At 71.2% G+C, this 14822-nt stretch carries 11 protein-coding genes; 6 read left to right on the forward strand and 5 right to left on the reverse strand.

Annotated elements, in window-relative coordinates:
* Window positions 1-299 precede the first annotated feature (299 nt).
* Complete coding sequence (locus DPQ23_RS07375; protein WP_112874051.1) at window positions 300-2156, forward strand: ABC transporter ATP-binding protein; 1857 nt, start codon at window positions 300-302, stop codon at window positions 2154-2156.
* Window positions 2157-2226: 70 nt separating this feature from the next.
* The gene (locus DPQ23_RS07380; protein ID WP_112874052.1) at window positions 2227-3393 is read left to right on the forward strand and encodes a M20 aminoacylase family protein; all 1167 of its coding nucleotides are present in this window, start codon (window positions 2227-2229) and stop codon (window positions 3391-3393) included.
* A gap of 63 nt (window positions 3394-3456) precedes the next feature.
* Here DPQ23_RS07380 and lpdA read toward each other — a convergent pair whose 3' ends face one another.
* From lpdA to queA, 4 genes are all read right to left on the reverse strand, one after another.
* Window positions 3457-4848 (reverse strand): dihydrolipoyl dehydrogenase, encoded by a 1392-nt coding sequence (gene lpdA, locus DPQ23_RS07385; RefSeq protein WP_112874053.1) that lies wholly within the window; start codon window positions 4846-4848, stop codon window positions 3457-3459.
* 23 nt (window positions 4849-4871) lie between these two features.
* On the reverse strand, window positions 4872-5510 hold the full coding sequence (locus DPQ23_RS07390) for a DUF924 family protein (RefSeq protein WP_112874054.1): 639 nt from the start codon (window positions 5508-5510) through the stop codon (window positions 4872-4874).
* Window positions 5511-5664: 154 nt separating this feature from the next.
* Window positions 5665-6936 (reverse strand): MFS transporter, encoded by a 1272-nt coding sequence (locus DPQ23_RS07395; protein WP_112874055.1) that lies wholly within the window; start codon window positions 6934-6936, stop codon window positions 5665-5667.
* Complete coding sequence (queA, locus tag DPQ23_RS07400; RefSeq protein WP_112874056.1) at window positions 6930-7991, reverse strand: tRNA preQ1(34) S-adenosylmethionine ribosyltransferase-isomerase QueA; 1062 nt, start codon at window positions 7989-7991, stop codon at window positions 6930-6932. The genes DPQ23_RS07395 and queA overlap by 7 nt, the downstream gene beginning before the upstream one ends.
* 105 nt (window positions 7992-8096) lie before the next feature.
* Here queA and DPQ23_RS07405 point away from each other — a divergent pair, with 105 nt between their 5' ends.
* Together DPQ23_RS07405 and DPQ23_RS07410 are read left to right on the forward strand one after the other, a co-directional pair.
* Window positions 8097-9320, forward strand: coding sequence for a putative DNA modification/repair radical SAM protein (locus DPQ23_RS07405; RefSeq protein WP_162630667.1), 1224 nt, complete (start codon window positions 8097-8099; stop codon window positions 9318-9320).
* Entirely contained in the window at window positions 9320-10780 is a 1461-nt protein-coding gene (locus DPQ23_RS07410) for a UdgX family uracil-DNA binding protein (protein ID WP_112874058.1), read from the forward strand. Before DPQ23_RS07405 ends, DPQ23_RS07410 begins: the two co-directional genes overlap by 1 nt.
* Here the strand turns inward: DPQ23_RS07410 and DPQ23_RS07415 are convergent.
* Window positions 10777-11451 (reverse strand): HAD-IA family hydrolase, encoded by a 675-nt coding sequence (locus DPQ23_RS07415; RefSeq protein ID WP_112874059.1) that lies wholly within the window; start codon window positions 11449-11451, stop codon window positions 10777-10779. The two genes, DPQ23_RS07410 and DPQ23_RS07415, sit on opposite strands and share 4 nt — an antisense overlap.
* 106 nt (window positions 11452-11557) lie before the next feature.
* Between DPQ23_RS07415 and glmU the strand changes: the two genes are divergently transcribed.
* Window positions 11558-12901: a bifunctional UDP-N-acetylglucosamine diphosphorylase/glucosamine-1-phosphate N-acetyltransferase GlmU gene (gene glmU / locus DPQ23_RS07420; RefSeq protein WP_112874060.1), complete on the forward strand. Its 1344-nt coding sequence runs from the start codon at window positions 11558-11560 to the stop codon at window positions 12899-12901.
* A gap of 1 nt (window position 12902) precedes the next feature.
* Complete coding sequence (gene glmS, locus DPQ23_RS07425) at window positions 12903-14720, forward strand: glutamine--fructose-6-phosphate transaminase (isomerizing) (RefSeq protein WP_112874061.1); 1818 nt, start codon at window positions 12903-12905, stop codon at window positions 14718-14720.
* Window positions 14721-14822 lie beyond the last annotated feature (102 nt).

Genomic DNA, 14822 nt, shown 5'->3' on the forward strand with positions numbered 1-14822 from the left:
GAATGTGGCCCGCGGGGTCTGTGGCGGCTGGCACCGGCATGGTCGGGCTGGCGCGGTCTGTCCTTATGGTGGATGGCCCCTGCGGATTGACCTTCAGTTTCGGTCCGGTCCCGCGCGGATTGCAAGCCCTAAGATGCCCGCCCGCGCCGGCGCAGGCCCTGTGCCGTGACGTTGCCCGCGCCGCACGTCGCCCCGGTGGGCGGCGCCGCTGCGGCAGGCTTGCAACGCGCCGCGATCGGTCTAGCCTGCGGGCCAGGTGCGCGCCGCGCGCGCGGGACCCGACCGCAGGAGAGCGCCAGATGCTGGATGAGACCGAACGTGCCGGCGCGGCCGCGCCGCTGGTGGCCATCGACGGGCTGCGGGTGACGTTCCAGACCCGCGAAGGCCGCGTGGCGGGCGTCAACGACATCGGATTTTCGATCCGCCCCGGCGAATGCGTCTGCGTGGTGGGCGAATCCGGGTCGGGCAAGTCGGTCACGTCGCTGTCGCTGATGCGGCTGGTCGAATACGGCGGCGGGCGGATCGACGGCGGGGCGATGCTGTTCGATCGCGGCGACGGCCGCCCCGTCGACCTGGCGCGCCAGACCGACGCCGCGATGCGCAAGCTGCGCGGCAACCAGATCGGGATGATCTTTCAGGAACCCATGACCAGCCTGAACCCGGTGTTCACCGTGGGCGACCAGCTGGCGGAATCGCTGATCGTGCATCGCGGCATGACCAGGGCGCAGGCCCGCGCCCGCGCGCTGGACCTGCTGCGCGAGGTGCGGATCCCCGAACCCGAGCGCCGCCTGGACCAGTATCCGCACGAACTGTCGGGCGGCATGCGCCAGCGCGTCGTGATCGCGATGGCGATGGCCTGCGAGCCGCGGCTGCTGATCTGCGACGAGCCGACGACCGCGCTGGACGTGACGATCCAGGCCGAGATCCTGGCGCTGATCAACCGCCTCAAGCGCGAAAAGACCATGGCGGTGCTGTTCATCACCCACGACATGGCGGTGGTGGCGCAGATGGCCGACCGGGTGGTCGTGATGCTGCGCGGCGACAAGGTCGAGGAAGGCACCGTCACCGAGATCTTCGAGACCCCCCGCGAGGAGTACACCAAGGCGCTGCTGGCCGCCGTGCCCCGGCTGGGCGAGATGCGCGGCAAGCCCGCGCCCGAGCCGCTGCGGCTGATGCGCGGGGCGGGCGGGCAGGCCGCGCCACGCCCCATCATCGTGGACGACCCCCAACCGCTGCTGATCGTGCGCGACCTGTGCACCCGCTTTGCGGTCAAGGGCGGCCTGCTGCGCCGGACGGTGGCGCAGGTCCACGCGGTCGAGGACGTGAGCTTTGCCCTGAACGGGGGCGAGACCCTGTCGCTGGTGGGCGAATCCGGCTGCGGCAAGTCCACCTGCGGGCGGTCCATCCTGCGGCTGGTGGAGCCCACCTCGGGCAGCGTCCACCTGGGCGGGACCGACGTGCTGGCGCTGTCGCCGCGGGCGCTGCGGCGAGCACGCGCCGACATGCAGATGATCTTTCAGGACCCTTTCGCCAGCCTCGATCCGCAGATGAAGCTGTATGACCAGCTCGAGGAGCCGATGCTGAATTATGGCATCGGGTCGAAATCCGAACGCCAGGACCGGATCGCCGGTCTGTTCGACCGGGTGGAACTGCCGCGCAGCTTCATGCGGCGTTACCCCCACGAGATGTCGGGCGGCCAGCGCCAGCGCATCGCCATCGCCCGCGCGCTGGCGCTGAATCCCAAGCTGATCATCGCCGACGAGGCGGTCAGCGCGCTGGACGTGTCGGTGCAGGCGCAGGTGCTGAACCTGCTGATGGAGCTTCAGCAGGACCTGGGCATCTCGATGCTGTTCATCAGCCACGACATGGCGGTCGTGGAACGCGTCAGCCACCATGTCGCGGTCATGTATCTGGGCCGCATCGTGGAAATCGGCACCCGCGCGCAGGTGTTCGAGAACCCGCAGCACAGCTATACAAGGCAGCTGATGGCGGCCGTGCCCGTGGCCGACCCGCGCCAGAAGAAGATCGCCGAGGACCTGACGTTCACGCCGATCCCGTCGCCCATCCATCCGATCGGCCATGTGTCCCCGCGCTCGGTCTATCGCGAGGTCGCGCCGGGGCACCGGGTGCTGATCGACCCGGTCACGCACGGCTGACGCCCGGTCCCGCCGCGCCACTGGACTTCGACCCGGGCCGGGGCCACGCTGCGCCCGAAGGAGATCCGCCATGCCCGTCAAGAACCGTTTCGCCGAACTGCTGCCCGAGATCACCGCCTGGCGGCACGAGTTCCACCAGAACCCCGAACTGCTTTACGACGTGCAGCGCACCGCCGGCCGGGTGGCCGACCTGCTGCGCGGCTTTGGTGTGGACGAGGTGGTCGAGGGCATCGGCCGCACCGGCGTCGTGGGCGTCATCCGGGGCCGGACCGACGCCAGCGGCCGCGTCATCGGCCTGCGCGCCGACATGGACGCCCTGCCGATCACCGAGATCACCGGCGCGGCCCATGCGTCGCGCACGCCGGGCGTGATGCACGCCTGCGGCCACGATGGGCACACCGCGATGCTGCTGGGGGCGGCGAAATACCTGGCCGAAACGCGCAATTTCGACGGCACCGCGGTCGTGATCTTCCAGCCCGCGGAAGAGGGCGGCGCCGGCGGGCAGGCCATGGTCGAGGACGGGCTGGTGGACCGCTGGGGCATCCAGGAGTTCTATGCCATGCACAACCTGCCCGGCCTGCCGGCCGGCAGCTTCGCCATCCGCGAGGGCGCGATGATGGCGGCCACGGACCAGTTCGACATCACCGTGACCGGCAAGGGCGGCCACGCGGCGCGGCCCCATGACGGCGTCGATGCCGTGCTGGTCGCAGCCCAGATCACCGTCGCGCTGCAATCGCTGGTGTCGCGCAACCTCGATCCGCTGAAAAGCGGGGTCGTGTCGGTCTGCGTCGTGGAAACCGACAGCACCGCCTATAACATCCTGCCGCAGTCGGTGCGGCTGAAGGGGACGGCGCGCACGCTGGACCCGGACGTGCGGGTGCAACTGGAACGGGGCATCGGCCGCATCGCCACCAACGTCGCCGCGGCCTTCGGCGCGCAGGCCGAGGTGGCGTTCCACCGCGGCTATCCGGTGACGATGAACGACCCCGACGCGACGGTCCATGCCACCCGGGTCGCGCGCGCGATCGCGGGCGACGTGGACCTGACCGTTGCGCCGATGATGGCGGGCGAGGATTTCAGCTATATGCTGGAACAGCGGCCCGGCGCGTATATCTTTGTCGGCAACGGCGACACGGCGCAGTTGCACCACCCCGCCTATGACTTCAACGACGAGGTGATCCCGGCGGGGTCAAGCTGGTACGCCGGCATGGTCGAGGCGCGGATGCCCGCGGCCTGACCCGGCCGCGCGGGCGGGGCGCTCCGGGCCACCGGGGACGCAAGGCCCCGGCGGCCCTGCGTATCAGAAATGGATCGCGCGGCCATAGGCGTTCAGCACCGACTCGTGCATCATCTCGCTCAGCGTCGGATGCGGGAACACAGCCTCCATCAGTTCGGATTCCGTCGTTTCCAGCGTCTTTCCGACGACATAGCCCTGGATCAGTTCCGTCACCTCGGCGCCCACCATGTGCGCGCCCAGAAGCTCGCCCGTCCTGGCGTCGAACACGGTCTTGATCATCCCCTCGGGCTCGCCCAGCGCGATCGCCTTGCCGTTGCCGATAAAGGGGAAGCGGCCGACCTTGACCTCGTGGCCCGCCTCTTTCGCCCGCGCCTCGGTCAGCCCGACGCTGGCCACCTGCGGCTGGCAATAGGTGCAGCCGGGGATCGAGTTCGGCTTGATCGGGTGGGGATGTCCGCCCGCGATCAGTTCGGCCACCATGACGCCTTCGTGGCTGGCCTTGTGGGCCAGCCAGGGCGCGCCGGCGACATCGCCGATGGCGTAAAGCCCGTCCACGCCGGTGCGGCAGAATTCGTCGGTCACGACATGGGTGCGGTCCAGCGTGACGCCCAGCGCCTCAAGCCCCAGCCCCTCGACATTGCCGACGATCCCCACGGCCGAGATCACCGTGTCGAAGTCGTGGGCCGTGGTCTTGCCGTCCGCCTCGATATGGGCCGTGACCTTGCCCTTGCCGCGGTCCAGCGTCCTGACCGTGGATTTCTCCATGATCGTCATGCCCTGCTTGACGAACTGCTTTTTCGCCAGGGCGCTGATCTCGGCATCCTCGACCGGCAGGACGCGGTCCATGACCTCGACCACGGTGGTGTCGGCCCCCAGCGTGTTGAAAAAGCTCGCGAACTCGATCCCGATCGCGCCCGAGCCGATGACCAGCAGCTTTTTCGGCATCCGGGGCGGCACCAGCGCGTGACGATAGGTCCAGACCAGATCGCCGTCGGCCTCCAGCCCCGGCAGTTCGCGCGCGCGCGCGCCGGTCGCCAGCACGACGGACTTGCCGGTGAGGTCCTCGGACCCCTTGTCGGTCTTGACCGTCATCTTGCCGGGCGCGGTCAGCGTGGCGTCGCCCATGATGACCGTGACCTTGTTCTTCTTGAGCAGGTGGCCCACGCCGCCGGCCAGCTGCTTGGCCACCCCGCGCGAACGCTTGACCACCGCGTCAAGGTCATAGCCGATGCCATCGGCCTTCAGCCCGAACTCCTTGGCGCGCTCCATCAGGTGGAACACCTCGGCCGACCGCAGCATCGCCTTGGTCGGGATGCAGCCCCAGTTCAGGCAGATGCCGCCCAGGCTTTCACGTTCGACGACCGCGACCTTCAGCCCCAGTTGCGCCGCGCGGATCGCGCAGACATAACCGCCAGGCCCGGCGCCGATCACCACCAGGTCGAATTCCTGTGCCATGGCTGTCCCCCCAACAGGCTGTTTCACCCCAGTCTTGGCATGGGTTGCGCGGCATCGGCAAGCGACAGCTTGCCCGATACCAGCGCGCCATAGCCGCCCGCCTCCAGGACCGCCTGCTCGGCCGCGGTGGAGGCGCGCCCCAGCGCGGCGTTGCGCCACGGAAAGCGTCCGAACGCCGCGATGGTGTCGCGGTGCAGTTCGGCATGGCGCAGGTTCTCGCCCGGCATGCGTTCGGCAAACAGCGCGACGGCGCGGTGCTGGTGGGCCAGATCCTCGCTGTGCTCGAACGGCAGATAGAAGAACTGGCGCTGCGGCTCGGGCGTGGCTAGGTCGTGGCCGGCGTCCAGCGCCGCCTGCGCCAGGTCCAGCGCCAGCGGATCGGTGGCAAAGGCCCGCGGGTCGTCGTTGCGGAACATGTTGCGGGGGAACTGGTCGGTCAGGATCAGCGCGGCCAGCGCGCCCTGCGGGGTGGCCGACCAGCGCGGCGCCAACGTCGCCGCCTGGTCCCAGGCCGACCGGAACCGCCGCCGGATGGCCGCGTCCAGCGCGTCGTCGCGGACATACCAGCCCGGGGGGCCGACCTCGTCCAGCCAGAAGGCCAGCACGTCGTCGGGGGTTGCGTCTGCGCCGGCCCGGTCGGGGCGGGGGTCGTCCTGGGTCATGGCCTGGCCTTTCGTGATGGTTATCCGCAGTCTTGGCCATCGCCGCCCCGGACGCCAGAGCCGAGCGATCCCGCCGCCGGCCGATGCAGCCGGGGCGCGCCCGCCGCAGGAACACCCGCGGCTGCGGCCGTGGCGGTCCCGTCCGCGGCCGCCGTCAGACTGCCGCGGCGCCGGCCGGCTTGGCCATGTTGTCGGGGCTGTTGTCGGCGTCGGCCATCACCACCTCGATCGCCACGGGCGAGGCGGTGGGCGACAGCACGGCAAAGCTGCCCTGCGCCTCGACCGCGGGGGCCGCGCGGCGGGTCATCCGCCAGCCGGCATAGACCGCCAGCGCCGCCAGCAGCACGCCGTTGTAGGCCCAGAACCCGCTGTTGCCCATCAGCGCCATCAGCCCCGCGGTGACGAACGGCCCCGCGACCGAGCCTATGCCGTTCACGAACAGCAGGCCCGCCGAGGCGCCGGCCATTTCCGTGGGCGGCAGGAAGTCGTTGGTATAGGCGATCAGCAGCGCATAGACGGGGTTGGCCACCCCCCCCACCAGGGCCGCAGCCAGCAGCAGGCCCCAGATGCCGGGGTCCAGCGCGATCACCGCCGCCACGACCAGCGCGCCCGACACGGACAGGCCCGTGATGACCACGCGCCGGTCCACCCGGTCGCTGAGCCAGCCGATCGGGTACTGGATCGCCAGCCCGCCCACGAAGATCGCCGCCACGAAGGCCGAGACCTCGCGGACCGTCAGCCCCGCGGCCGACCCCCAGACCGGGGCCATGCCATAGACGCCCGCAAAGACGCCGCCGATCAGGAACATCCCCACGCAGCCCAGCGGCGACACCCGGAACAGGCGCACCACCGACATGGGCCGCAGCGATTCGAAATTCGGGGCGGGCTGCGGCGACAGCAGGATCGGCGTGAAGGCCAGGGACACCAGCACCGACGGCACGACGAACGGCAGGAACCCGGCCGGATCGCCGAAGTTCACCAGCACCTGCCCGCTGACCAGCCCCAGCATCTGCACGATCATGTAGGCCGACATGGCGCGGCCGCGGGTTTCGTTGCTGGCCGAGGCGTTCACCCAGCTTTCCGCCGTGATGTAGACGCCCGAGAACGAGAACCCGATCACCAGCCGCAGGACGGCCCAGGCCTGCCAGAAGGGCAGCGCGGCATAGAGGATCAGCACCGCCGAGATCATCGAGCCGAGGGCTGCGAACACCCGCACGTGACCCACGCGCTGGATCATGCCCGGCACCAGAATGCTGCCCAGCAGGAAGCCGCCGAAATACCCGGCCATGACCCAGGCCATGTCGGCCGTCGCGATCCCCTCGATCCCGCCGCGCACGCCCAGCAGCGTGCCCTGCATCCCGTTGCCGACCATCAGCAGCAGGACGCCCAGCAGCAGCGGCCAGGTGGTGCGAAGGACGCTCAGCACGACGGCCCCCCCGGGATCAGCAGCGAGGCGTCGCCATAGCTGAAGAACCTGTAGTTCTCGCGGATCGCATGGGCATAGATGCGGCGGATGGCCTGCGGGCCCATCAGCGCCGACACCAGCATCAGCAGCGTCGATTTCGGCAGGTGAAAGTTGGTCATCAGCCCGTCGGTCGCCCGGAAGCGGTGGCCGGGGCGGATGAAGATGTCGGTCGCGCCGTCGAACGGCAGGACCCGGCCGCTGTCGTCGGCGGCCGATTCGATCAGCCGCAGCGCGGTGGTGCCGACCGGGATGATGCGCCCGCCGGCGGCGCGTGCGGCGTTGATCGCGGCGGCGGCGTCGGGCGTGATGAGGCCGCGTTCCGCGTGCATGCGGTGCTGGCTCACGTCGTCGGTCTTGACCGGCAGGAACGTGCCCGCCCCCACGTGCAGCGTGACGGGCGCGCTCAGCACCCCGCGCGCGCGCAGGCGCTCCAGCAGGGCTGCGTCGAAATGCAGGCTGGCGGTGGGGGCGGCCACCGCGCCGGGGTTGCGGGCCCAGACGGTCTGGTAATCGGTGCGGTCCGCGTCGTCCGGGGCGCGCAGCGCGGCGATATAGGGGGGCAGCGGCATCGCCCCCACCTCGGCCAGGGCGGCGTCGAACGCGGCCCCCTCGGCGTCAAAGGCCAGGGTCAGCTCGCCCTCGGCGATGGCTGCGACGCGCGCGGACAGGCGGGGGCCAAAGCGGATCACCTCGTCCACGCGCAGCTTGCGCAGGGGCCTGGCCAGCGCCCGCCAGCCCTCGGGCGCGGGCTCGAGCAGCGTGACCTCGATGCGGGCCACGGCGCAGCCCTGGGGCGTCGCGCGGCTGCGGGTGCCGGTCAGGCGGGCGGGGATGACGCGGGTGTCGTTCAGCACCAGCAGGTCGCCCGGCCGCAGGAACGCGGGCAGGTCCGCGACGGTCGCATCGGTGATCGCGTCACCCTGCGCGACCAGCAGCCGCGCGGCGCTGCGCGGCCGGGCGGGACGGGTGGCGATCAGCCGCTCGGGCAGGGCAAAGTCGAAATCGGACAGGCGCATGGGGGGCTTGTCGGCCCGGCGGCGGGCAGGGTCAAGCGCGGCCCGATCACGACCAGGACGGGTTGCGGAACAATCAGCGAACTCTATATTGCAGGGATGAGCCGCATGACCCTTTCCCGCAAGCTGGCGATCCTGTCGGACGCCGCGAAATACGATGCCTCCTGCGCGTCCAGCGGGACCGAGCGGCGCGATTCGCGCAAGGGGGGCCTGGGGTCCACCGAGGGGTCGGGCATCTGCCACGCCTATACGCCGGACGGGCGCTGCATCAGCCTGCTGAAGATCCTGATGACGAACTTCTGCATCTTCGACTGCGCCTATTGCATCAATCGCGTCAGTTCGAACGTGGAACGCGCGCGGTTCACGGTGGACGAGGTCGTGACGCTGACGCTGGAATTCTATCGGCGCAACTATATCGAGGGGCTGTTCCTGTCGTCGGGCATCATCCGGTCGCCGGACGTCACGATGGCCGACATGGTGCGGATCGCCCGGACGCTGCGGGTGGACCACGGGTTCAAGGGCTACATCCATCTCAAGACCATTCCCGATGCCTCGCCCGAGTTGCTGGACGAGGCGGGGCTTTACGCCGACCGCCTGTCGATCAACATCGAGCTGCCGCAGGACGCCAGCTTGCGCGAACTGGCCCCCGAAAAGCGCCCCGAGACGATCCGCCAGGCCATGGGCCGCGTCCGCCTGACGCGCGAGGCCAGCCGCGATCGCAGCCACACCGGCAAGCGGCCGGCCAGCTTTGCCCCGGCCGGACAGTCCACGCAGATGATCGTGGGCGCGGACCGCGCCAGCGACACGGCGATCCTGTCCACCGCCTCGCGGCTTTACACGGGATACGGTCTGAAGCGGGTCTATTACTCGGCGTTCTCGCCCATTCCCGACGCCTCGGCCGCGCTGCCGCTGGTCAAGCCGCCGCTGATGCGGGAACACCGGCTGTACCAGGCCGACTGGCTGATGCGGTTCTATGGCTTTTCGGTCGACGAGATCGCGGCCGCCGCGCCCGGGGGCGACCTGGACCTGGCGGTCGATCCCAAGCTGGCCTGGGCGCTGGCGAACCGGGCCGATTTCCCGCTGGACGTGAACCGCGCCCCGCGCGAGGCGCTGCTGCGGGTGCCGGGATTCGGCACCAAGACCGTCAGCCGCATCCTGTCGGCGCGCCGGCACGGGGCGCTGCGCTATGACGATCTGGTGCGGATGGGCGCGGGCATGAAAAAGGCGCGCGCCTTCGTGCGGCTGCCGGGATGGACGCCGGGGGCGCTGACCGACAGCGCCGACCTGCGGGCCCGCTTTGCCCCGCCGCCCGAACAGCTTCAGCTGATCTGATGCAGGTCGTCGTGCTGCCGGCGACCGGCTGGCGCGAGGCGTGGCGCGACGCCGCCCGCCGGCTGGCCGGCGCGGGCGTGCCGCCCGGCGAGGTGGCTTGGCAGACCGGCGCGGGGCTGTTTGCGTCCGACCCGCTGCCCCCGGCCGGGGCGGTGACGGTGCCGCGCGCCTTCGTCGATCTGGCGGACACGGTGCTGTGCCACCGCGACCCCGAACGCTTTGCGCTGCTGTATGCCGTCCTGTGGCGGCTGCGCGGCGACCGGGGGCTGCTGGAGAACCCGGCCGATCCGCTGGTCGCGCGGCTGAACGGGCTGGCCCGGGCCGTGCGCCGCGACAGCCACAAGATGCGCGCCTTTGTCCGCTTTCGCGAGGTGCCTGCCGCCGTGCCTGCCCCGCTGTCCGGCGACGGGTCCCTGGACTGCGGCGGGGACGCGCCGCGGCGGCGGTTCGCGGCCTGGTTCGAGCCCGATCACCTGATCGTCGCCCGGACGGCCCCGTTCTTCGCGCGCCGGTTCGCGGACATGGACTGGACGATCCTGACACCCGACGAGCGGGCCGATTTCCGGGACGGCGTGCTGACCCAGGGTCCGGGGGCGCCGCGTCCCGACCTGCCCCCCGACGCGTCCGAGGCGCTGTGGGCCACCTATTTCACCAACATCTTCAACCCGGCGCGCATCAAGCTGGCCGCCATGCGGTCGGAAATGCCGCGCAAGTACTGGAAGAACCTGCCCGAGGCGCGGGAAATCCCCGCGATGCTGGCCGATGCCGAACGGCGGGTGGGGGTCATGCGTTCGGCCCAGGCGACAGTCGCCCCGGTCCGCGCGGCGGCGATCAGCGAAAGGTACCGTGCCGACATGCCCAAAGCGCCCGACCGGATCGACAGCCTGGCCGACGCCTGCCGCGCCGCCGCCCACTGCACGCGCTGCGACCTGCACTGCCATGCGACCCAGACCGTGTGGGGCGAGGGGCCTGCTGACGCCGCGCTGATGATCGTGGGCGAGCAGCCGGGCGACCACGAGGATCTGTCCGGGCGCCCCTTCGTGGGCCCCGCGGGCGGCGTGCTGGACGAGGCGATGGCCGCCGCCGGGGTGGCGCGCGACCGGGTGTGGCTGACCAACGCGGTCAAGCATTTCAAGTTCACCCCGCGCGGCAAGCGGCGGCTGCACCAAAGCCCAGACCGGGGGGAAATCGACGCCTGCCGCTGGTGGCTGGACCTTGAACGCCGTTTCATCCAGCCGCGGCTGATCATGGCGCTGGGGGGCACCGCCGCCTATGCGCTGACCGGCAGCAAGACCGGCCTCGGCCGCCGCCGCGGGACGGTCGAGGAGACCGCGGCGGGGCCGGTCATGCTCAGCTGGCACCCGTCCTATATCCTGCGCCTGCCCGACGCGGGCGCCGCCGCCGAGGCGCGGGCGCAGTTGACCGAGGATCTGGCGCAGGCCGCGCGGCTGCTGGCCTAGGCCAGCCAGTCCCGCGCCAGCCCCGGCAGGGCCGCAAAGCCGTCAAGGATCGCATCGGGGTTCAGCCGGGCGATGCCGCCCCCCTCGGGGCCGAAGCCGACCAGCGCGACCCGCACGCCGGCCGCGCGCGCGGTCCTGACGTCCGTGTCCGTGTCGCCCAGCAGGAACGACCGCGCGACGCTGCCGCCCGCGCGTTCCACCGCGGCGCGATAGGGCGCGGGGTCGGGCTTGCGCTGGGGCAGGCTGTCCGCGCCGATCATCGCCGCGAAGCGGTCGCGCACACCCAGCGCGGCCAGCAGCTTTTCGGCCAGCGCGGCGGGCTTGTTGGTGCAGATCGCCAGCCGCAGCCCGGCGGCGGCCAGCGCGTCCAGCGCCGGCTCGGCGTCGTCGTAAAGCCGCGTGTGCGTGGCGATCGCGTCGTCGTAAAAGGACAGCAGGCGGGGAAAATCCACGTCCTCGGCGTCGGGCGGCAGCAGGGCGTCGGGCGGGATGCGCCCGTATCCGGCGCGCAGCATCGCCCGCCCGCCGTGGAACGCGATGCCCGCGTCCGCCGCGGGGTCCAGCAGGGACCCCAGCCCGCGGGTTTCAAAGCAGGCGTTCGCCGCCGCGATCAGGTCCGCAGCCGTGTCGGCCAGCGTCCCGTCCAGATCGAACACCACCGTTCCCGTCATCGCCGAAACCTTTCGTCAAACTCTGTGACCCCTGGGGACCTTTCGCGTCGGTCCCCGCGTCGATAGAACGCCCCGAACGATTAAGAAACACCACGAAGGGGCGGGCATGACGGAATCCTCGGTCGCGTTGATCGTGCTGGCGGCCGGGCAGGGCAGCCGGATGCAGTCCGACCTGCCCAAGGTGCTGCACCGGCTGGGCGGCGTTCCGCTGGTCGGTCACGCACTGGCCGCGGGGCGCACGCTGGACCCCGCGCAGGTCGTCGTCGTGGCGGGTCACGGCGCGCCGGCCGTCACCAAGGCCGTGGCACGGCTGGACCCCGACGCGCGGGTCGTCCTGCAACCCGAGCAGCTGGGCACCGGACACGCGGTCGCCCAGGCGCTGCCGCTGCTGGAGGGGTTCGACGGGCGGGTGATCGTCCTTTACGGCGACACCCCCTTCATCGCGGCCGAAACGCTGGCCGCGCTGGCCGCGCACCCCGCCGATGTCGTGGTTCTGGGGTTCGAGGCCGCCGATCCCGGCCGCTATGGCCGGCTGGTCGTCAAGGGCGACAGCCTGGACCGGATCGTGGAATACAAGGACGCCGACGAGGCCACGCGCCGGATCGCCCTGTGCAATTCCGGCGTGATGGCCGCCGACGCGGGGCTGCTGCGCGATCTGGTCGGGCGACTGGGCAACGACAACGCGGCCGGCGAATACTACCTGACCGACGTGGTCGCCCTGGCCCGCGCCGACGGGCGCAGCGCCGCCGTCGTCACCTGCGACGAATCCGAGACCCTGGGCATCAACACCCGCGCCGAACTGGCCGCCGCCGAGGCCGCGTTCCAGGCCCGCGCGCGGCAGGCGGCGATGGACGACGGGGTGACGCTGGCCGACCCCGCGACCGTCTGGTTCGCGCAGGACACCGTCATCGGCCGCGACGCGGTGGTCGGGCAGAACGTCGTCTTCGGCCCCGGCGTCACGGTGGAAAGCGGGGCCGAGATCCTGCCCTTCTGCCATCTGGAGGGGTGCCACGTCAGCGCCGGGGCGACCGTCGGCCCGTTCGCGCGCCTGCGCCCGGGGGCAGAGCTGGGCGGGGACGTGCATGTGGGCAATTTCGTCGAGATCAAGAACAGCGTCCTGGCCGAGGGGGTCAAGGTCGGCCACCTGACCTATCTGGGCGACGCCACCGTGGGCGAGCGCACCAACATCGGCGCGGGCACCGTCACCTGCAACTATGACGGCGTGGGCAAGCACCGCACCGACATCGGCGCGGACGCCTTCATCGGGTCCGACACCATGCTGGTCGCGCCGGTCCGCGTGGGCGCGCGGGCGATGACCGGGTCGGGGTCGGTCATCACGGCCGATGTGCCCGACAACGCGCTGGCGCTGGGCCGCGCCCGGCAGGTGACAAAGCCGGGGCTTGCCGCCCGTCTGATGCAGGCGCTGCGCGTCGCCAAAGGGAAGCAGTAGCATGTGCGGGATCATCGGAATCCTCGGCAACAACCAGGTTGGCCCGCAACTGGTCGAGGCGCTGAAGCGGCTGGAATACCGCGGCTATGACAGCGCGGGCATCGCCACGGTGGCGTCGGACGGCCGGCTGGACCGCCGCCGCGCGGTGGGCAAGCTGGTCAACCTGTCCGACCGGCTGGTCCACGACCCCCTGGAGGGCAAGGCCGGGATCGGCCACACCCGCTGGGCCACCCACGGCGCCGCGACCGAGGGGAACGCCCACCCCCACCGGCACGGCCCCGTCGCCGTGGTCCACAACGGCATCATCGAGAACTTTCGCGACCTGCGCGCCGAACTGGCGCGCGAGGGGATCGTCGCCCGGACCGAGACGGACACCGAGACCGTCGCCCTGCTGACCGGCCACCACATGGCGCAGGGCCTGGCGCCCCTGGACGCCGTGCGGGCCACGCTGGGGCGGCTGCACGGGGCCTTTGCGCTGGCCTTCCTGTTCGAGGGCCAGCCCGACCTGATGATCGGGGCGCGCAAGGGCAGCCCGCTGGCCGTGGGCCACGGCGACGGCGAGATGTTCCTCGGCTCGGACGCCATCGCGCTGGCGCCCTTCACCGACCGTATCACCTATCTGGACGATGGCGACCACGTCGTGCTGACCCGCGCAGGCGCCACCATCCACGACGCCGACGGCCGGCTGGTGAACCGCGACCTTGCCCGCATCGACGTGGGCGCGACCGCCATCGACAAGGGCGGCTATCGCCATTTCATGGCCAAGGAGATCGCCCAGCAGCCCGCCGTGATGGGCGACGCGCTGAACCACTATATCAAGGGCGACCGGATCGTCCTGCCCGAGGGGCTGGATTTCGCGGGCGTGGACCGGCTGACGCTGGTCGGCTGCGGCACCGCCTATCTGGCCGCCCACGTGGCGCGATACTGGTTCGAAAGCCTGGCGGGCCTGCCCTGCGACCTGGATGTCGCGTCCGAGTTCCGCTATCGCGAGCCGCCGCTGGGCGAACGGTCCTGGGCGATCTTCGTCAGCCAGTCGGGCGAGACGGCCGACACGCTGGCGGCGCTGCACTATGCACAGGGCAAGGTGGCGCGCACCATCGGGGTGGTCAACGTCGGCACCTCGGCCATCGCGCGCGAGGCCGATGTCGCACTGCCGACGCTGGCGGGGATCGAGGTCTGCGTCGCGTCCTCCAAGGCCTTTACCTGCCAGCTGGCGGTGCTGGCCGTTCTGGCGATCAAGGCGGCCGCCGACCGCGGGCGGCTGGACGGGGCCGCGCTTGCGGCGCATTTGGACGACCTCAAGGCGATTCCCGGCCTGCTGAACCAGGCGCTGGCCGTGGCCGACGACTGCCGCGGCCTGGCCGACTGGCTGGCCGAGGCGCAGGACGTGCTGTTCCTGGGCCGCGGGCCGCTGTACCCGGTGGCGCTGGAAGGCGCGCTGAAGCTCAAGGAGCTGAGCTATATCCACGCCGAGGGCTATGCCTCGGGCGAGCTGAAGCACGGGCCCATCGCGCTGATCGACCGCAACGTGCCGGTGGTGGTGCTGGCCCCCCGCGACGTGCTGTTCGACAAGACCGTCAGCAACATGCAGGAGGTGATGGCCCGTCACGGGCAGGTGCTGCTGATCTCGGACAGCGAGGGGCTTGCGGCCGCGTCCGAAGGGACCCGCGCCACCATCGCCATGCCGTCGGGCGGCGGCGTGTTCCAGGCGATCCTGTATGCGGTGCCGGTGCAGTACCTCGCCTATTACACGGCGGTCGCCAAGGGCACGGACGTGGACCAGCCGCGCAACCTGGCCAAGTCGGTCACGGTGGAATAGCGGGCGTTGCCTGACCGGGCGCGGCTGCGGCGCGCGACAGGCCGCGACGGCCGCCGCCCGATCCAGGGCGCGGGTGAAACCCCGCGGCACCCGGCGCGTTGG

Source organism: Paracoccus endophyticus (genome assembly GCF_003286075.1).
Lineage (GTDB): Bacteria > Pseudomonadota > Alphaproteobacteria > Rhodobacterales > Rhodobacteraceae > Paracoccus > Paracoccus endophyticus.

Bases quoted from the DNA above. Each gene is read 5' to 3' on its own strand.
- DPQ23_RS07390 (WP_112874054.1), bottom strand. From the start codon at position 5,510: ATGACCCAGGACGACCCCCGCCCCGACCGGGCCGGCGCAGACGCAACC.
- DPQ23_RS07380 (WP_112874052.1), top strand. From the start codon at position 2,227: ATGCCCGTCAAGAACCGTTTCGCCGAACTGCTGCCCGAGATCACCGCC.
- queA (WP_112874056.1), bottom strand. From the start codon at position 7,991: ATGCGCCTGTCCGATTTCGACTTTGCCCTGCCCGAGCGGCTGATCGCC.
- DPQ23_RS07415 (WP_112874059.1), bottom strand. From the start codon at position 11,451: ATGACGGGAACGGTGGTGTTCGATCTGGACGGGACGCTGGCCGACACG.
- DPQ23_RS07410 (WP_112874058.1), top strand. From the start codon at position 9,320: ATGCAGGTCGTCGTGCTGCCGGCGACCGGCTGGCGCGAGGCGTGGCGC.
- lpdA (WP_112874053.1), bottom strand. From the start codon at position 4,848: ATGGCACAGGAATTCGACCTGGTGGTGATCGGCGCCGGGCCTGGCGGT.
- glmU (WP_112874060.1), top strand. From the start codon at position 11,558: ATGACGGAATCCTCGGTCGCGTTGATCGTGCTGGCGGCCGGGCAGGGC.
- DPQ23_RS07405 (WP_162630667.1), top strand. From the start codon at position 8,097: ATGACCCTTTCCCGCAAGCTGGCGATCCTGTCGGACGCCGCGAAATAC.
- DPQ23_RS07375 (WP_112874051.1), top strand. From the start codon at position 300: ATGCTGGATGAGACCGAACGTGCCGGCGCGGCCGCGCCGCTGGTGGCC.
- glmS (WP_112874061.1), top strand. From the start codon at position 12,903: ATGTGCGGGATCATCGGAATCCTCGGCAACAACCAGGTTGGCCCGCAA.